At 69.6% G+C, this 17,296-nt stretch carries 15 protein-coding genes; 9 read left to right on the top strand and 6 right to left on the bottom strand.

Going from position 1 to position 17,296, the window contains the following annotated elements:
- Positions 1–38 precede the first annotated feature (38 nt).
- A complete protein-coding gene (locus ACSQ2B_RS13565; RefSeq protein ID WP_436051032.1) occupies positions 39–875 on the bottom strand; it encodes a CopD family protein in 837 nt (278 codons plus the stop codon).
- 133 nt (positions 876–1,008) lie between these two features.
- On the opposite strand from ACSQ2B_RS13565, the gene pdxH reads away from it, so the two are divergent.
- The 3 genes from pdxH to greA are packed head-to-tail and all read left to right on the top strand — an operon-like array spanning position 1,009 to position 3,638.
- Positions 1,009–1,674: a pyridoxamine 5'-phosphate oxidase gene (pdxH, locus tag ACSQ2B_RS13560; protein ID WP_436051031.1), complete on the top strand. Its 666-nt coding sequence runs from the start codon at positions 1,009–1,011 to the stop codon at positions 1,672–1,674.
- Positions 1,671–3,149, top strand: coding sequence for an AAA family ATPase (locus ACSQ2B_RS13555; RefSeq protein WP_436050546.1), 1,479 nt, complete (start codon positions 1,671–1,673; stop codon positions 3,147–3,149). The genes pdxH and ACSQ2B_RS13555 overlap by 4 nt, the downstream gene beginning before the upstream one ends.
- A gap of 9 nt (positions 3,150–3,158) precedes the next feature.
- On the top strand, positions 3,159–3,638 hold the full coding sequence (gene greA / locus ACSQ2B_RS13550; protein ID WP_436050545.1) for a transcription elongation factor GreA: 480 nt from the start codon (positions 3,159–3,161) through the stop codon (positions 3,636–3,638).
- An 18-nt stretch (positions 3,639–3,656) separates the two neighbouring features.
- Here greA and ACSQ2B_RS13545 read toward each other — a convergent pair whose 3' ends face one another.
- Positions 3,657–4,268, bottom strand: coding sequence for a CAP domain-containing protein (locus tag ACSQ2B_RS13545; RefSeq protein ID WP_436050543.1), 612 nt, complete (start codon positions 4,266–4,268; stop codon positions 3,657–3,659).
- A 268-nt stretch (positions 4,269–4,536) separates the two neighbouring features.
- Between ACSQ2B_RS13545 and ACSQ2B_RS13540 the strand changes: the two genes are divergently transcribed.
- Positions 4,537–5,343, top strand: a complete 807-nt coding sequence (locus tag ACSQ2B_RS13540) for an SDR family NAD(P)-dependent oxidoreductase (protein WP_436051030.1) — start codon at positions 4,537–4,539, stop codon at positions 5,341–5,343.
- Here ACSQ2B_RS13540 and ACSQ2B_RS13535 read toward each other — a convergent pair.
- The gene (locus tag ACSQ2B_RS13535) at positions 5,340–5,816 is read right to left on the bottom strand and encodes an SRPBCC domain-containing protein (protein WP_436050542.1); all 477 of its coding nucleotides are present in this window, start codon (positions 5,814–5,816) and stop codon (positions 5,340–5,342) included. The genes ACSQ2B_RS13540 and ACSQ2B_RS13535 overlap by 4 nt on opposite strands.
- Positions 5,817–6,094: 278 nt before the next feature.
- Here ACSQ2B_RS13535 and ACSQ2B_RS13530 point away from each other — a divergent pair, with 278 nt between their 5' ends.
- On the top strand, positions 6,095–6,640 hold the full coding sequence (locus ACSQ2B_RS13530) for a flavodoxin domain-containing protein (RefSeq protein WP_436050541.1): 546 nt from the start codon (positions 6,095–6,097) through the stop codon (positions 6,638–6,640).
- A gap of 3 nt (positions 6,641–6,643) precedes the next feature.
- Here the strand turns inward: ACSQ2B_RS13530 and ACSQ2B_RS13525 are convergent, their stop codons facing one another.
- Together ACSQ2B_RS13525 and ACSQ2B_RS13520 are read right to left on the bottom strand one after the other, a co-directional pair.
- Complete coding sequence (locus ACSQ2B_RS13525) at positions 6,644–7,552, bottom strand: MBL fold metallo-hydrolase (RefSeq protein WP_436050539.1); 909 nt, start codon at positions 7,550–7,552, stop codon at positions 6,644–6,646.
- Positions 7,553–7,557: 5 nt separating this feature from the next.
- Positions 7,558–7,968 (bottom strand): TIGR01244 family sulfur transferase, encoded by a 411-nt coding sequence (locus ACSQ2B_RS13520; protein ID WP_436050537.1) that lies wholly within the window; start codon positions 7,966–7,968, stop codon positions 7,558–7,560.
- Between the two features lie 143 nt (positions 7,969–8,111).
- Here ACSQ2B_RS13520 and ACSQ2B_RS13515 point away from each other — a divergent pair, with 143 nt between their 5' ends.
- From ACSQ2B_RS13515 to ACSQ2B_RS13505, 3 genes are all read left to right on the top strand, one after another.
- A complete protein-coding gene (locus tag ACSQ2B_RS13515; RefSeq protein WP_436050536.1) occupies positions 8,112–9,035 on the top strand; it encodes an ABC transporter permease subunit in 924 nt (307 codons plus the stop codon).
- The gene (locus ACSQ2B_RS13510) at positions 9,032–9,934 is read left to right on the top strand and encodes an ABC transporter permease (protein WP_436050534.1); all 903 of its coding nucleotides are present in this window, start codon (positions 9,032–9,034) and stop codon (positions 9,932–9,934) included. Before ACSQ2B_RS13515 ends, ACSQ2B_RS13510 begins: the two co-directional genes overlap by 4 nt.
- 500 nt (positions 9,935–10,434) lie before the next feature.
- Entirely contained in the window at positions 10,435–13,464 is a 3,030-nt protein-coding gene (locus tag ACSQ2B_RS13505; RefSeq protein WP_436050533.1) for a TonB-dependent receptor domain-containing protein, read from the top strand.
- A gap of 60 nt (positions 13,465–13,524) precedes the next feature.
- Here ACSQ2B_RS13505 and ACSQ2B_RS13500 read toward each other — a convergent pair whose 3' ends face one another.
- Complete coding sequence (locus ACSQ2B_RS13500; protein ID WP_436050532.1) at positions 13,525–14,061, bottom strand: hypothetical protein; 537 nt, start codon at positions 14,059–14,061, stop codon at positions 13,525–13,527.
- A 295-nt stretch (positions 14,062–14,356) separates the two neighbouring features.
- Between ACSQ2B_RS13500 and ACSQ2B_RS13495 the strand changes: the two genes are divergently transcribed.
- Positions 14,357–17,296 carry a TonB-dependent receptor domain-containing protein gene (locus ACSQ2B_RS13495; RefSeq protein WP_436050531.1) on the top strand — a complete coding sequence of 980 codons (2,940 nt, stop codon included), beginning with the start codon at positions 14,357–14,359 and terminating at the stop codon, positions 17,294–17,296.

The raw sequence follows: 17,296 nt of genomic DNA, 5'->3' as shown, positions 1-17,296 counted from the left end.
GCCGCGGAACAATTCGGCGCATGGGTGGGGCGGCGCGCCTAGAACGCCGCCGGATCGAGCAGGCCGAGCTGAGCGACGGTGATCAGCAGGGCGAGCGCCAGCAGTTGCTCCAGCCCCAGGGTCCACCAGAGCGCGCGCGACGCCGCGGCGGGATTGCGGGCGGAGAGCGGCGTCACGGCCCAGCGATTGACGCCCGCCACGACGCCCAGGCAGAGCACCAGGGCGAGCTTCACGCCGAAGGTCATGAGGTAGGTCGGTCCGGGCGGACCGCCGGCGAGGCTGACGACGACGGCGGCGATGACCAGGCCGGTGGTCGCGAGCGCCGCAACCGCGCCGATCGCCATCTTGCCGAAGGCCCGCAGCAGGCGCTCGGTCTCCGCGCCGGGCGTGCGCAGGGCGATGATCAGGGGGAGCAGCCCGCCCAGCCAGGCGCCGGCGAACAGCAGGTGCAACGCCATTACGGCGACCCGCACGGCGCCGGCGACTCCGCCGATCGTCGCGGCGTGGCCGACAAGGGCCAGGCTCGCCAGTAGCGCGCCCGTCACATAGGCCCGGACCCGCGGCGAGCGCGGCGGTGCGAAGGCCATGCCGACGAGCACGAGGCAGAGCCCGACGGCCGCTGACAGCGCCCCGCCCGGGACTGTGGTGAGGCAGAACTGGACAAGGCTCGGGCGGGCCGGCGTCTGGGCCCACAGCGAGAGGAGCCAGACGACGCCGGCGACGGCGGCGGTGGCCGGCGCGGTGACGCGCAGGCTGGTGGGTTCATGGCCGCGCCGCGTCCAAGGGGCGTAGAGCGGGAAGCAGGCGCCGCCGAACAGGGCCACCGCGAGGGTCAGGAGGCCGAAACGACCGATCAGGAGGGGCCAGTCCGCCACTGAGCTCAAAGCGCTGCCTCTTGGGGTCGTGTCATCGGCGCTGATTGCGGCAGAGCCCTGGCGAGAGCAAGTGATCATTCCGCAGGGGGCGCACGGGGCGGCGCCGGCGGCCGGACTGCGCTATATCCCGCCGATGACCGACAAGAGCCTGATCCCGCCGTCGCCGAGCGAGGACGACTACGTCCGCCAGATCGAGCGCGCCGAGCCGCCGCCGCTGCTGACGGCGGACGATCCGATCGCTCTCTTCGGCGCGTGGCTGATGGAGGCCGGCCAGAAGGAAGCGAACGACCCCAACGCCGCGGCCGTGGCGACGGTCGACGAGGACGGCCTGCCGGACGTGCGCATGGTGCTCCTGAAGGACGCCGACGCGCGCGGCTTCGTCTTCTACACCAACCTGGAAAGCGCCAAGGGCCGGCAGCTGGCGGCCAACCCCAAGGCCGCCCTGCTGTTCCACTGGAAGTCGCTGCGCCGGCAGGTGCGGGTGCGCGGGTCAGTCTCGATGGTCAGCGATGCGGAGGCCGACGCCTACTGGGCGACGCGGGCCCGGCCGGCGCAGCTGGGCGCCTGGGCCTCTGCGCAGTCGCGGCCGCTGCCGGACCGGCTGGCGCTGGAGAAGAAGATCGCCGAGCACGGCCTGCGCTTCGGCCTCGGCAAGGTGCCGCGACCGCCGCACTGGTCGGGCTTTCGGGTCGCGCCGGAGGTGATCGAGTTCTGGCGCGACCGGCCCTTCCGGCTGCATGAGCGGCTGGTGTTCGAGCGCGTCGAGGCGGGCTGGACCACGCGCCGGCTGTTCCCTTGAGCAGCGGTCGGCAAGCCGAGGCGGGCGCCTGGCTGGAGGGGCAGGCCGAGCGGGTGATCGAGACCGCGCTCGCCCGGGTCTTCCTGACGCCCACGGCGGTCTTCAAGCAGAAGAAGGCGGTCCGGTACGACTATGTGGACCTGAGCACCGAGGCGCGCCGGTTCTGGGCCCTGGAGCGAGAGCTGGCCTTCAACCGGCCGGCCGCGCCGGACATCTATCGCGCGGTGCGGCGCATCACCCGGCGGGCCGACGGCGGGCTGGAGTTCGACGGCCCCGGCGAGGTGCTGGACCAGGTGCTGGAGATGCGGCGCTTTCCTGACGAAGCGGTGCTCTCCACCAACCCGGAGGCCATGGACGGAGAGATGGCCGAGGCGCTCGGCCGGACCATCGCCCGCTACCACGCCGAGGCGCCGGTGAGGACAGCCTCGGGGATCGCCTACACCCTGCCGTCCAACGCCCACGTCCTGGCCGATCTGGCGCCGCAGCTGGGCGAGGCGGCGGTGGCCGAGCTGGTGGCCGCGACGGCGGCGGAATACGCGCGGCGGCGTCCGCTGCTCGAGGCGCGCGCCGAAGCGGGCTTCTCGCGTCGCTGCCACGGGGATCTCCACCTGGGGAACATCCTGGTGGAGCAGGGCCGGCCGGTGCTGTTCGATTGCATCGAGTTCAACGACGCGCTCAGCGACATCGACGTCTTCTACGATCTGGCCTTCCTGCTGATGGACCTCGACTTCCGCGATCGCAGGGCGGCGGCGGTGCGGGTTCTGTCCGGCTATCTCGATGAGGCGGCGCGCCGCTTTCCGGCGACCCTCTGGGAGGGGCTGGCGGCGCTGCCGCTGATGCTGTCGGTGCGCGCGGCGGTGCGGGCCCATGTCAGCGCCCACAGCGGGAATGCGCCGCTCGGACGGCGGTATCTGGCGGCGGCGATGCAGCATCTTTCGCCGGATCCGCCGGTGCTGGCGGCGGTGGGCGGCCGCTCGGGGTCCGGCAAGTCGACGGTGGCGCGCGAGCTGGCGCCGGGGCTCGGCGCGGCTCCGGGGGCGGTGATCCTGCGCAGCGACGAGATCCGCAAGCGGCAGGCGGGGCTGACGCCCACCGAGAGGGCCGGGCCCGCGGCCTACACGCCCGAGGCCGACGCGGCGGTGTTCGACGAATTCTTCGGCCTCGCCGAGACGCTGCTCAAGTCCGGGCGGGCGGTGGTGCTGGACGCGACCTTCCTGCGGCCGGAGATGCGCGCGCGGGCGCAGGCGGTGGCGACGGCGGTGGGCGCGCCGTTCCACGGCCTCTGGTTGGAGGCGCCGGCGGCTGTGCTGGAGGCGCGGGTGGCGGGCCGGACCGGCGACGCCTCGGACGCCGACGTGCGCGTGCTGCGCGACCAGCTGGCGCGCGATCCGGGGCTGATGAGCTGGCGAGTGCTGGACGCGGAGCGCCCCATCCTTCCAGACTGGGCCCTTCCGGATGGGGCCCGGCAGCCCTAGATCTCCTGGATGGCAGTCGCATTCACCCGTGAGGAAGACTACGAGGCCCGCGCCGCGGACCTTCCGGACCGTCCGATCTCGCCGCATCCGAACCTGGTCACCGCCTCCGGCCTCGCCGCGATCGAGGCCGAGCTGGCGGCGGCGCGCGCGGCTTATGCGCAGGCCCAGAGCGAGGGCGGCATCAGCGCCGACCGCACCGCCATGGCCCGCGCCACGCGCGAGCTGCGCTACTGGTCGGCGCGCCGGGGCAGCGCCCAGCTGATGGAGCCCGAGGGTGTCGCCGAGACGGTGCAGTTCGGCCGCACCGTCGAGATCGAGCGCGACGACGGCCGGCGCCAGACCTTCCGCATCGTCGGCGAGGACGAGGCCGATCCGGCCCGGGGCAGCGTCTCCTATGTCTCGCCGCTGGCGCGCGCCCTGCTCGGCAAAGCGGTCGGCGACGCCGTCGAGGTGAACGGCGCCGAGGTCGAGATCGCCGGCGTTCGCTGACCCCTCATCGCCGCCCCCTTATCGCTGGACGATCGCGCCGGCGAAATCGATGACGCACATGGCGCCGTATTCCGCGTGGGGGCCGCAGGCGACGCCGCCGGCCTGGTAGGCGGCGGCGAACAGATCCTTGCGGTGGGCGCGGCTCGGCACGCCGCTGTCCACCACCAGCTGGCGCACCACGTCGCGGGGCGTGCGCTGGCCGTAGGAGATGCTCTCGGCCTGGATCCCGGCCCAGAGCCCTTGCGCCTGCAGGCGGCGGCCCAGCGCCCCCGGCGCGCCGTGGCCGACCTCGCCGCGCGGCCCTTGCCGCGTCACATGGGTGCGCGCCGCCGCCGCGAGGCGTGAATCGCGAGCGAGCGGCGGGAGCGGCGGCTGGCGCATGAGGAAGTCGATGGCGTCCTCCACCGCGTCCGGATCGTCCCGGCTCATGCCATAGCCGTCATCGGAATAACCGCCGTCGCCCGCCCACTGGCGGCGCAGCTCGCGGGCGTAGGCCCGGGGGTTGGCGCGAACCTGGTTGATCTCGTCGAGGACGGCGTCTTCGAATCCGGCCGCGCGGAGCGGCGTCGGCGTGGCGAGAAGGACGGGGACGGCCAGGAGACCTAGCCAGGCAAGAGCGTGCGCACGCATGCGGTGATGATGACTCGCAGCAGATGACGCCCCCCGAGGCCGAGCTCGCACGGCCAAGCTCCATCCGTCCTGCGACCGGACGCCTCTCTCCGCGCCCGTGCGGATCGCCGTGGCGGAAAGTGCGGGCAAGGGCCGGCGACGGTGGAGACAGCCGCTATCGCGGGGACTAAGTTGCCAGCTGGTAACTAAGAGCCTCGGGGCCAATCTGACCTGCCGCCACGCGGCGCCAGGCCGGGGACAGAAGATCAATTCAACAAGGGTGGACGACATGATTGGGGAAGATCCGCTGGACCTGGGCGGCCAGGTGGCCCTGGTGACCGGGGCCGGCCAGAGCGTCGGCCGTGAGATCGCCTTGATGCTGGCGCGCCACAACGCCGGCGGCGTCGCGGTGAACGACTTCGTGCCGGAGCGCGCCGCAGCCGTGGCCGCCGAGATCGAGGCGATGGGCGTTCCGGCGATCCCGGTCGTGTTCGACGTCGGCGATCTCGCCGCCGTGCGCGCCGGCGTGGCGACGGCGACCGAAAAGCTGGGGCCGGTCACCCTGCTGGTGAACAACGCCGGCAACGCCGGGCCGAATGCTCAGATCGGCCTGTCGCCGGAGTTCTGGGAGACCGATCCGAGCGAGTGGGATCGCTATTTCCGCACCAACACCTTCGGCGTGATGAACTGCTGCCATGCGACGATCCCCGGGATGATCCAGGCGGGCGGGGGCCGGATCGTCACCATCGTCTCCGACGCCGGGCGCGTCGGCGAGGCGAGGCTTGCGGCCTATTCCGCGGCCAAGGCGGCCGCCGGCGGTTTCGTGCGCGCCATCGCCAAGGAGGCCGGCCGCTACGGCATCACCTCCAACGCCATCGCGCTCTCGGCCATCCTGCCGCCGATGGAGGACAAGGCGAAGGAGCAGGCCTTCCTGGAGAGCGACGGGGCCAAGCGGCAGGTGTCGCGCTACGTCATCCGCCGCTTCGGACGCCCGGACGACGTCGCCGGGGCGGCGCTCTTCCTCTGTTCGGACGCGGCGGGCTTCATCACCGGCCAGACCTATCCGGTGAACGGCGGCTACAGCTTCGCGGTCTAAGGTTCCGGACTTTCGAGGTGGCGGGCGAGCTTCTCGAGGCTGAGGCGCGCGCCTTCGTCATTGTCCTCGGGCTTCACGCCCGGGGGCAGGTCCTCGAACAGCATGGCCACCTCCGTGTCGGCGCCCCGCGTCTCGAAGGTCACGGTCATGCGCATTTCGCCGGCGAAGGCGGCGTCGTCAGAGACGAAGTCGGCCGCCTTGACGATGCGTTCCGGCGGCGACAGCTCGAGGTAGCGGACCCGGACGCGATCCTCGTCGGCCGCGGTCTTGCCCCGGCCGGCGTCGGCGTCGGCTGGATAGAAGAGCGACATCTCGAACCCGCCGCCCGGACTTGGATCGAAGGCGTGGAAGCGGGCGGTCATCTCGCCGGGCGGCAGCCAGACGGCGAGGTCCTCGGCCGTCAGGAAGGCCTGATAGACGCGGTCGCGGGGCGCCCTGATGGTGCGCGCGGCCTGGGATCGAGCGCGGCTCATGGAGCACATCTTCGGCGACCTGGCGGCCAAAATGAAGCCCCGGCCTCCGTGGGGGAGGCCGGGGCGGGCCGACGCGTGACTGGCGCCGGCGGAAGGCAGGGCACTTTGGGCTCGTTCCGCCGCCTTCTCATGGGCCGTCCCGACTGGAGACACTCTGGGACGGATGAGACGAGCTCTGCAGGATGCGTTCCAGTTCGGCCTTGGCGGGACCTTCGGCCGTCCGGGGGCGTTAGCGCTGCGGACGTCAAAGACCGGGCGTCGCAGCTGGGGGCGGTAAGATGCGGGTCCTGATCGTCTATGGCTCGACCGAGGGGCATACCCGGGACCTCTGCCACTATGCGGCGCGCGCCCTGGGCGAGGCCGGCTATCCCACGGCGGTGGAGCCGGCGGGGCCGGATGCGTCCGAACCGGATCCTGGGCCATATGATGCGGTGATCCTGGCCGCCTCGCTGCATATCGGCCGCTACCAGGCGCCGCTGGTCGCCTATGCGCGCGCCCAGCACGAGGTCCTGAACGCCAAGCCTGCCGTCTTCATCTCGGTGTCGCTCTCGGCGGCGGGGTTCAATCCGCACGACTGGGAGGGATGCGAAGACTGTCTCGCCAAGTTCCAGCACGAGACTGAGTGGACGCCGGCGTTAGTGCACCACGCCGCCGGGGCGATCCGCTACAGCCAGTACGACTTCTTCAAGCGACTGGCCCTGAAGTTCATCGCCGCGCAGCGCGGGCAGCCGACGGTGACCTCGCGCAATTACGACCTGACCAACTACGACGCTCTGCGTCAGTTCGTGACGACCTTCGCCTTCGGCGTCTCGCAGGCGCGCTGAGGTTCAGACGAGCCGGTATTCGTTCAAGGCGCCCGGAGCGCCCTCGGTGCGAACCTGGCCGCGCCGGACGAGGTCGATCATGGCGGCCAGCATCGAGCGGGCCGCGGCGGGGTGCAGCCGCGGATCGACGTCGGCGTAGAGGCGGGGCACGAGGTCGGCGATGCGGGCAGGGCCGGCTTCGAGGGCGCGCAGGATCTGGTCCGCGCGCTCACGGCGATGGGCGATGTAGGCATCGAGGAAGGGCGCGACTTCGCGCACCGGCGGGCCATGGGTCGGCCAGAGGGTGGAGAAGCCGCCGGCGCGGACCTGCTCCAGGCTCGCCATGTAGTCGGTCATGTCGCCGTCGGGCGGGGCGATCACCGTGGTCGACCAGCCCATGACGTGGTCGCCGGTGAAGAGGGCGTTCTCCTCGGCCAGGGCATAGCAGAGGTGATTGGAGGTGTGGCCGGGCGTGGGGATCGCCTCCAGGGTCCAGCCGGGGCCCGAGATCCTGCCGCCCTCGCAAAGACTGACGTCGGGGGCGAAGTCGGCGTCGTGGCCGGCTTCCATCCGCACCTCGCCGGTGTCGACCTGCGCCGGGTCGGCCAGCGCGCAGCCGTAGACGGTCGCGCCGGTCCGGGCCTTCAGCGCGACGGCCAGGGGCGAGTGGTCGCTGTGATGGTGGGTGATGGGGATGGCGACGATCCGCTCGCCCGCGGTCGCGGCCAGGATGGCGTCCAGGTGCTCGGGCAGGTCGGGGCCGGGATCGATCACCGCGACCTCGCCGCGGCCGATGATGTAGGTCCCGGTGCCGACGTAGGTGAAGGGGCTCGGATTGTTGGCGATCACCCGGCGAACCAGCGGCGAAACCTGGTCGACCCGGCCGTACGCGAAGTCGAAATCGCGGACGTACGGGATCTTGGGGGGGATCATGGTGCTCAGCGCGGCAGGACGCCGGAGAGGTCGTAGCCGGCCTCGCGGCCGAGCTGCACGAGCTCGTCGCGGCTGTGGGCGCCGGACTGCGCCTCGCCCAGCGACCAGGTGACGATGGAGCGGGTGCCGGACCGGCAGAAGGCGAGCACGGGGCCATCCGCCTCGGCGATCACCTGGCGCTGGGTCTCGACCTGCTGGGGGGTCGGGCCGCCGCTGACCGGGATGTGGACGTAGGCGAGGCCGGCGGCGGCGGCGGCGGCCTGGAAGGCGCTGCTCGGCGGCTGGCCGGGCTCCTCGCCGTCGGGGCGGTTGTTGACGATCAGCTTGAAGCCCTGGCGCGCGGCCTCGTCGACGTCGGCGAGCGTGATCTGCGGGCTGACGGAAACCTGGTCGGTGACGCGGCGGAACTGGCTCATGCGGCTCTCGTCTCTCTAGGTGGCCGGGGGCTCTGGGTGGCCGTTCTCTGGGTGTCGGTCTCTAGGTGGTGTGGGACCCGTTTGACATCAATCCGACCGGGAGGGAAGGTCGCGGACCAGCCCTGTTTCGGCCCCCGGTCCCCATGCTCCGCTTCATTGGCCGGCGTCTGCTGGTTGCGATCCCGACGCTGCTGCTGGTGATCACCCTGGCCTTCTTCATGATGCGCGCGGCGCCCGGCGGGCCGTTCGACACGGACCGCAAGCTGTCGCCGGAGATCGAACGCAATGTGCTGGCGCGCTACGGCATGGACCGGCCGCTGGGGGCGCAATACCTCTCTTATCTGGCCGGCGTCGCGCGGGGCGATCTGGGGCCGTCCCTGAAGTACAGGGACAAGAGCGTCCTGCAGATCCTGCAGGAGAATGCGCCGGTCAGCCTGAAGCTGGGGGGCCTGGCCATTGCGCTCGCCGCGGTGACGGGGGTGAGCCTGGGCGTGCTGGCGGCGGCGCGGCAGAACGGCGGGCTTGATCACCTGGTCATGGGCGCCGCGGTGCTGGGCGTCTGCATTCCGACCTTCGTCACCGCCCCGCTGCTGGTGCTGGCCTTCGGCTCGAAGCTGGGCTGGCTGCCGAGCGGCGGCTGGAACGACGGCGCCTGGCGCAACCTGGTGCTGCCGGTGATCGTCCTGGCCCTGCCGCAGGTGGCGGTGATCTCGCGCCTGACCCGGGCGGGCATGGTCGAGGTGCTGCGCGCCAACTACATCCGCACGGCCCGGGCCAAGGGCCTGCCGGAGCACCGGGTGATCGCCCGCCACGCCTTGCGCGCGGCGATCCTGCCGCTGATCAGCTATCTGGGGCCGGCCTGCGCGGGCCTGCTGACGGGGTCGCTGGTGGTGGAGCGGATCTTCAACCTGCCGGGCCTGGGCAAGTTCTTCGTCATGAGCGCCCTGCAGCGGGACTACACGGTGGTGATGGGGATGGTGATCGTCTACGCGGCCCTGATCCTCGCCCTGAACCTGCTGGCGGACCTGCTCTACGCGGCGCTCGATCCGCGGGTGCGGCTGACGTGAGGCGGATCACGCTTGGAACGCCCGGGGCGGCGGCGAAGCTGGAGCGGGCGGCGCGCGGCCGCAGCCTGTGGGACGACGCGCGGCGCCGGCTGTTTCGCAACAAGGCCGCGGTGGGCGGCTTGGTCGTGCTGGCCGCGCTGGCGCTCGGCGCCCTGCTCGGGCCGCTGTACGTCGGCTTCGGCTACGACGAGGTGCGCAAGGCCGACGTCTGGGCGCCGCCGCTCACCGGCGGCCATCTGCTGGGGACCGACGCGCTGGGCCGCGACCTGCTGGCCCGACTGCTGATGGGATTGCGCGTCTCGCTGGCCATCGGCCTGACGGCCACGGCGGTCTCCCTGGTGATCGGCGTCGCCTGGGGGGCGACCGCCGGCTTCGTCGGCGGGCGGCTGGACGAGGCGATGATGCGCCTGGTCGACGTGCTCTATTCGCTGCCCTTCATCTTCTTCGTCATCCTGCTGATGGTCACCTTTGGGTCCAACCTGGTGCTGATGTTCGTGGCCATCGGGGCGGTCGAATGGCTGACCATGAGCCGGATCGTGCGGGGCCAGACCCTGACCCTGAAGCAGAAGGAGTTCGTCGAGGCCGCGCGCGCCGCGGGGCTGACGAACGTGGCGATCATCCGTCGCCACATCGTGCCGAACCTGCTGGGGCCGGTGGTGGTCTATGTGACCCTGACCATTCCGGCGGTGATCCTGGCGGAGAGCTTCCTGAGCTTCCTGGGCCTGGGCGTGCAGCCGCCGATGGCCTCGCTGGGCGGGCTGATCGCCGACGGCGCCCAGCAGATGGAGCTGGCGCCCTGGCTGCTGATCTTCCCCTCGGCGGCGATGATCGTGACGCTCGCCAGCTTCAACTTCATCGGCGACGGCCTGCGCGACGCGATCGATCCGAAGGACCGGTAAGGCGGACGCGCGCGCGGTGCGGGCCCCTATCAGCGGCCGCGACCGGAGTCACCGGAGTGAAACAAAGGTGACGGTCACCAAGTGACAGGTGTTCGCAAATTGACCATCGCGCTGCCCTAATTCGATACATGGCTGAATGGGCGGCCGGCGCCGCGCGACGGGGGCGAGCGCAGGCGGCGCAAGGCGTCCGCCGGGATCCGCGAACGCGCCGCATAAGTAACTGATAAGGTGAAGAAATCCGCCGCAGAAGCGTGACCTCTGCGAGGGCGGGTCTGGCTGTAACGGCGAAGGCGCCGCGCCCAGCTCTGTATCTCTGCTGTGTCTAGAATGTGACATCAGACCGGCGGAATTGGCCGCCCGTTCGGTTGGGCGTTGACGCTCATTTCGCAAGGGCCGTAACACAAACGTAACCGGGGTTCACTGTGACCCTGGGTTCGCACATTTGGAAGCAGGCTGGCCGGGGGAGCACCAGGCGCGGGCCCGCTGGAGGACAGACAATCGTGACGACGAAACATGTTCGGGAGCGCCTTCTGGCCTCTTCGATGATCGGCGGGTTCGCCCTCGTGGGGGTGACGGCGACCCAGGCCATCGCGCAAGACGCGCCCCCGGCGTCCGGCGCCGTTCAGGTCGAAGAACTCGTGGTCACCGGTTCGCGCATTCCGCAGCCGAACCTGAGCAGCATCAGCCCCATCCAGACCGTCGGCAGTCGGGAAGTGCTCCTGGGCGGGCGGCCCCAGACCATCGACATCCTGAACCAGCTGCCGCAGGTGACGCAGCAGCCCGGGGTTGACCTGGGCCCGACGTCCGACCCGCTGAGCGGACCCGGCGGGGTTGCGACCGTGAACCTTCGCGGTCTCGGCCCGCAGCGGACCCTGGTGCTGGTGAACGGCCGTCGCCTGGGGTTGGGCGATCCGAACACCGGCAACCCGAACCCCGCGCCGGACATCAACCAGATCCCGTCGCAGCTGATAGATCGCATCGACGTGCTGACCGGCGGCGCCTCGGCCGTCTACGGCTCAGACGCCGTCGGCGGGGTCGTGAACTTCATCATGAAGCGCAACTTCGAAGGAATTCAGTTCGACGCCCAGTACGGAGTCTACCAGCACAGCCAGGGCAACGACCTGATGCAGGGGCTGGAGGAAGCTTCCGGCAACGCCGTTCCGGGCACCCGCTGGGACGGCAAATCCGCCGACTACAGCCTCATGATGGGCGCCAACGCGCCGGACGGCAAAGGCAACGTCACCGCCTACTTCACCTATTCGAAGCAGAAGCCGGTCCGCCAGGCCGCGCGCGACTACTCGGCCTGCCAGTTCGCCGTCAACGCCGCGGGCGCGCTGCGTTGCTCCGGCTCGTCGAACTCGAACATCCTCTATTTCGCCAACGGAGACCTGCTGGACCTCGACGGCGACGGGACGCCCGACACCGCCGAGGCCGCGGTGCTCGGCAACCAGTTCGTCGAGTATGGAACGCCGGGCACGACGCCGCCGGCGATCTTCAACTCCAACCCCTACATGTATTTGCTTCAGGACAACACGCGGTACACGGCGGGGTATTTCGCGGAGTACGAGGTCAACAAGCACGTCAAGTTCTATTCGGACTTCGGCTTCATGAAGAGCGAGTCCAACGTCAATATCGCGCCGAGCGCCCTTTTCCAAGGTAGCGGCGTGACCGATTCGGGCGGGTTCCTGGTCAACTGCAACAACCCCTTCCTGAGCGGCCAGCAACAGACGGCGCTGGGCTGCTCGGCGGCGGACATCGCCAGCGGAGGAACGCGCGAGCTCTACTTCGGCCGCCGCAATGTCGAGGGCGGGCCGCGTAACACCTATTACGACCACACCAACTACCGCTTCGTCTTGGGCGCCACCGGCGAAATCTCGTCGGCGTGGAAGTACGACATTTACGCGTCCTATTACCGGACCACCCTCAGCAGCCGGTCGGAGAACTACCTGAGCCTCCAGAAGCTGCAGGACGCCCTCCTGGTCGGCCCCGATGGAACCTGCCTGTCGGGCAACGCCGGCTGCGTGCCCTACAACATCTTCTCAGATGGCGGCGTGACGCCGGCGGCGGCGAATTCACTGACCATTCTCGGCACCCAGACCGGCAGCACCACCGAAAAGATCGTGGAAGCCTCGCTGCTGGGCGACCTCGGCGAGTATGGGGTCAAGTCGCCCTGGGCGCAGAGGGGCGTGCAGGTCTCGCTCGGCGCGACCCGTCGGCACGATCAACTGGAGTTCGCGCCCGACGCGGCGTTCGAGAGCGGCGACCTTTCGGGTTCCGGCGGCGCGTCCGTTCGGATCGACAACAGCCTGCGCGCCGCAGAGGCCTATGGCGAAATCAGCGTGCCCCTGGTCAGCGACATGCCCTTCGTCAAGGACCTGGTCCTCGAGGGCGGCTATCGTTATTCCGACTACTCCACGGGCATCCAGGCGAAGACCTACAAGGTCGGCTTCCAGTACGCGCCGATCGACGACATCCGCTTCCGCGGCTCCTACAACAAGGCGATCCGCGCGCCGAACATCCTCGAACTCTACACGCCTCTGTCGGTGACCAACACCAGCGACGTGGCCGAGGACCCCTGCGCGCGCGGCGCCGAGAACCCGGCCACCGCGGCGCAGTGCGCCAACACCGGCGTCACCGCTGCCCAGTACGGCAACATCCCGCAGTGTCCTGCCAACCAATGCGCCGTGCTCACCGGCGGCAACACTGAACTGACGCCGGAGACGGCGAAGACTTTCACCGTGGGCTTTACGACCCGGCCGCGCTTCCTGCCGGGCTTCACCGGCAGCATCGACTATTACAGGATCAAGATCAGCGACATCATCAGCACCATCCCGCTGGAGATCATCCTCCAGCGCTGCCTGACCACCGGCGAACCGATCTTCTGCAGCCAGGTGGTGCGCAACCCCAGCAACGGGATCCTGTTCGGCACCACCTCCACCGGCGGCGGCTACATCAACGGCACGAACGTCAACGTGGCCAAGAGCGTCACCGAAGGCTTCGACATCCAGGCCGGCTACGTCTTGCCGCTGTCGGACTGGGGCATCGAGAATTGGGGCGGGCTTTCGATCAACATGGCGGGGTCGCTGCTCCTGGAGAACTCGACCGTGCCGCTGCCGGGCGATCCGGCCTACGACTGCAAGGGCTTCTTCGGTCCCAACTGCACCTCGATCTTCCCGAAGTGGCGTCACACGGCGCGGCTGAACTGGACCATGCCCTGGGCCGAAGCGACGGTCTCGCTGGCGTGGCGTTACTACGGCAGCACCAAGTACGAGCGCCTGTCGGACGACGAGGGCCTGTCGGGGACGCCGAACCCCTTCATCAGCAAGATCAAGGCGATCAGCTACTTCGACCTGTCCGGTCAGTGGCGCGTGAACGACAGCTTCAGCGTCCGCGGCGGCGTCAACAACATCTTCGACAAGGACCCGCCGCTCATTCCGAACGCCATCGTCGGCGGCGGCCTGCCGAACACCTATCCGCACTACGATCTGCTGGGGCGGCGCCTGTTCGTCGGCGTGACGGCGAGCTTCTAGATCGGCGCACAAGCGGCGTGGATCGGGCGGCGGAGCAATCCGCCGCCCTTTCTTTTTCGTCTACTGGTCGCGATGGACGCGAATGGCGGCCTGCTTGTCCACGTTCATCATGTAGCTGCCCATGCTCGCCCGACGGATGGTGACCTTGGTCCCGGGACGCGGGTCGCGCGACAGCGTCTCGTCGGAGATCTGCCGCCAGACGGCGCCGTCGCTCAGTTCGATGGTCCATTTGCCGAAGGCGTCGGCGCGCGCGCTGCGGACGAAGCCTTCGATGCGGTTGGCGTCGGTCGGCGCGAGGCCGCGGGTGATGAAATCGAGACTGGGCAGGGATAGGCCGAACGCCTGTTCATGCGCCGCCCGCGCCTGGGCGCGGTCGATGACGACGATGTCGCCCCGGGTCTCCGCCGCCCCCATCTTCTCGACGGCGACGTCGTAGCAGGCCAGACGCGCCGCGCTGTCCGTCAGGCCGCGGCAGTTGAGAATCTGTTGCACGGGTTCGGCGTGCTTGGCGGGTTGCGAGGTCTCGGCCGCAATGGCGCTTGCCGGGCCGAAGCTCAAGAGCGCGGCGAAGCCGGAACAGAGCAGATGTCGACGCATGAGATCTCCTTCGGTCGAGGCTAGGACGCCGCCCGTCGTGCGGCAAGCGAGCCTTGGCTCCGAGCGACCGCACCTGCGCCCAGGAGCCGGCGGTTGGCGGACCGCCCCCTTCATTTCCGTGCGCCGCAAACGTCCAAGGCGCGCCGCTAAGGATTCCTCAAGCACACCGTCGTCTTAATGCGCACGCCGTCTGAGGGGGCGGCGTCAATTTTCGTCAAATACGGCCTCCTCGGGCCGGTGTGTTTAGCGGAGCCGCACGGCGCTTAGCGTCGCGCGGCGGACCGGAGGACTGAACGTGAACTGGATCAGCATGCGGACGCGCCTCCTGGCGTCATCCGTAATCTTCGGCGCCACCGCGGCGGTTCTGACGGCCTCGCCCGCGGGTGCGGCGGAAGCCCCCGGCGCAGAGCTGTCCGAGGTCGTGGTCACTGGCTCGCGTCTTCCGCGGCCTGGCCTGGAACAGCCGACGCCGATCGCGGTCCTCACCAGCTCGGCGATCGAAGGCGCGGGGCCGCAGAGCCTCGGCGACCTGATCGCGCGCCTGCCCCAGGCCGGCTATCGGGGCACGCTGCGGGCCAACTCCAACAACTTCGCCAACAGCGCGGGGATCAGCTCGATCGATCTGCGCAGCCTGGGCGTCTCGCGCACCCTGGTGCTGGTGGACGGGCAACGCCACGTCGCCGGCGACCTGAGCAGCAATGCGGTGGACGTGAACGCAATCCCGCCCGCCCTGGTGGACCGGGTCGAGGTGATCACCGGCGGCGCCTCGGCCATCTATGGTTCGGACGCGGTCTCCGGCGTCGTCAACATCATCACCAAGAAGAGGTTCGAGGGCCTGCAGGCCGACGTCCAGCTGGGCGGCTACGACGACGGCTTCGGCGCCAAGTACAGCGCCTCGGTCACCGGCGGGCGCAGCTTCCTGGACGACCGGCTGAACGTGGCGGTCTCGGGCTTCTGGCGGAAGGAAACCGCGGTCGACGTGCGCGACCTTCCCAGCGCGAACAACTACGGCCTGATCAGCAACCCCGCGGACGTGGCGGGCCTCGACCCCAGCTTTCGCTCCAGCGGGCCGACCGTCCCCAACAACGGCATCCCCGACCGGCTCTATGTGCCGAACGTCGGCAGCGACCTGACCACACGCAACGGCGTGCTGGTGAACGGGATCACCGGAGCGCCCATCCTCTTCGACGCCGCCGGCAATCCGGTCGCGACCCCGACGCGGACCGGCTACAACAGCTTCCCGTTCGGCCAGCTGAACGACTGCGCCAACTGCTTCTTCCCGGAAGACTACAAGCAGCTGACCTCGCCCATTGAGACCAAGGGCTTCGCGCTGAACGCCAACCTGGACTTCAGCGCCCATCTGCACGGCTTCGTCGACGCCAAGTTCGTGCAGAGCGACGTCAGCAACGCGATCCAGCCGTCGATCTCGGCGAACACCTTCCTGAGGCCGGACAACGCCTTCCTGACGCCGGCCATTCGCGCCGCGCTCGGCCCGTATCCGGCGCAGTTTTTTGTCATCTCGCGCTTCCTCAACGACGGCCGCGAGCAGGACATCCGCCGCCGCACCTACCGCGCGGTCGCCGGCCTGAACGGCGACTTCGACGCCCGCTTCGCCCAGGTGACCTGGGACGGGGCGTTGAACTACGGCGAGACCGACACTCGGATTCTCAACAAGAACCTGCGGATCCTCGCCAATTTCGCCGCCGCCCTGGACTCCGTGATCGACCCCGCGACAGGGCAGGCCGCCTGCCGGAGCGCGCTCCCGGGCTGCATCCCCTACAATCCCTTCGGCCAGCAGAACGGGGCGGCCGCCATGGCTTATTCGTTCGGCGACTTCGCCACCACCGATCGGTTGACCCAGCAGGTCGCCAACCTGAACGCCCGCTTCGACACTGGCCGCTTCCTGCAGCTGCCGGGCGGTCCGATCGCCGTGGCGACCGGGGCGGAATACCGGATGGAGCGGACGCGCGAGCGCAACGACCCGATGCTGACCTCGGGCGCCACCGAGAATTTCGCGACGGACTCCGCCGGCGGCTACAACGTCTACGAAGGCTATCTCGAGCTGAACGCGCCGATTTTCCGCGAGGCGGGCCCTCTGCTCGACGAGCTGTCGGTCAGCGCCGCCTATCGCGGGGCGCACTACAGCACGGTCGGCGACGTCTCCGCCTACAAGGTTGGCGCGGTCTATGGCCCGGTCTCGTGGTTGAAGCTGCGCGGCACCTATTCGCGGGCGATCCGCGCGCCGAACATCACCGAGGCCTTCCAGCCGGTGTCGGCGACCGCATTCAGCGTCCGGGATCCGTGCAGCACCGAGAATATCCGCGCGAACGTGAACTACGCCGCCAATTGCGCCGCGGCCGGTCTTCCGCCAGGTTTCGTCGCGGTCTCGAACATTTCGGTCCCGGGCATCATCTCCGGCAACAGCAGCCTCGATCCGGAGACCTCGTTCAGCTACACGGCCGGCGTCGTGGTCCGGCCGCCGATGGTCGAGAACCTGACGGTGACGCTCGACTACTACTCGATCAAGATCAAGGACGCGATCACCGAGGTTCAGGCCCAGGACGTCCTCAACAACTGCTACGGATCAAGCGCCGGCCTGGATTCTCGATACTGCAGCCTGTTCACCCGCGCCGCGACGCTGAACAACATCTCGTCGATCCGCACCACCTATGTGAATGCGGCCAAGCTGTTCACCGAAGGCTTCGAGCTGCAGGTGAGCTATGCGGCCGACGTGGCGCCGCTGACCAGCGCCTGGCGCTACACCCAGGCGCTCGACGGGCGGATGAGCTTCAACCTGACGGCGAACTATCTGGCGCACCTGAGGAACTATCCGTTCCAGCAGAACCCCGCCCAGGTGAACATCCTGGAAGGGACGGCCAACGGCACCTTCGGCAACAATCCGCAGCTGAAGGCGGTGGCCGAGCTGGGCTATGCGCAGGGACCGCTGACGCTCGGCTGGACCACGCGCTACGTCGGCCGTCAAGCGCTGTTCAACCGCGATCCCACCGCGGCCAACCACTCGGAGTCGCTGAACATCCCGTTCACCGAGCCGGTCTTCTATCACGACCTGTCGGTGGGCTGGCGGATGGGCGGCGGGGCCGAAGGGGCCGAGCTGTTCGCCGGGGCGCAGAACCTGTTCGACGAGCAGCCGCCGTTCACGGTGGCCGGCACGCGGCAAGGCCTGGCCTTCGACCTCGGCCGCTTCCTCTACGTGGGCGCCCGCTACCGGCGCTGA

It is taken from the genome of Phenylobacterium sp. LjRoot225 (genome assembly GCF_964252855.1).
Classification (GTDB): domain Bacteria; phylum Pseudomonadota; class Alphaproteobacteria; order Caulobacterales; family Caulobacteraceae; genus Phenylobacterium.
This window is presented reverse-complemented; position numbering and strand designations above follow the sequence as displayed.

What these genes read in the sequence shown, in the direction of transcription:
- ACSQ2B_RS13515 (WP_436050536.1), top strand. Translation starts at nt 8,112, where the DNA reads ATGCTCCGCTTCATTGGCCGGCGTCTGCTGGTTGCGATCCCGACGCTG.
- ACSQ2B_RS13525 (WP_436050539.1), bottom strand. Translation starts at nt 7,552, where the DNA reads ATGATCCCCCCCAAGATCCCGTACGTCCGCGATTTCGACTTCGCGTAC.
- pdxH (WP_436051031.1), top strand. Translation starts at nt 1,009, where the DNA reads ATGACCGACAAGAGCCTGATCCCGCCGTCGCCGAGCGAGGACGACTAC.
- ACSQ2B_RS13535 (WP_436050542.1), bottom strand. Translation starts at nt 5,816, where the DNA reads ATGAGCCGCGCTCGATCCCAGGCCGCGCGCACCATCAGGGCGCCCCGC.
- ACSQ2B_RS13500 (WP_436050532.1), bottom strand. Translation starts at nt 14,061, where the DNA reads ATGCGTCGACATCTGCTCTGTTCCGGCTTCGCCGCGCTCTTGAGCTTC.
- ACSQ2B_RS13530 (WP_436050541.1), top strand. Translation starts at nt 6,095, where the DNA reads ATGCGGGTCCTGATCGTCTATGGCTCGACCGAGGGGCATACCCGGGAC.
- greA (WP_436050545.1), top strand. Translation starts at nt 3,159, where the DNA reads ATGGCAGTCGCATTCACCCGTGAGGAAGACTACGAGGCCCGCGCCGCG.
- ACSQ2B_RS13540 (WP_436051030.1), top strand. Translation starts at nt 4,537, where the DNA reads ATGATTGGGGAAGATCCGCTGGACCTGGGCGGCCAGGTGGCCCTGGTG.
- ACSQ2B_RS13520 (WP_436050537.1), bottom strand. Translation starts at nt 7,968, where the DNA reads ATGAGCCAGTTCCGCCGCGTCACCGACCAGGTTTCCGTCAGCCCGCAG.
- ACSQ2B_RS13545 (WP_436050543.1), bottom strand. Translation starts at nt 4,268, where the DNA reads ATGCGTGCGCACGCTCTTGCCTGGCTAGGTCTCCTGGCCGTCCCCGTC.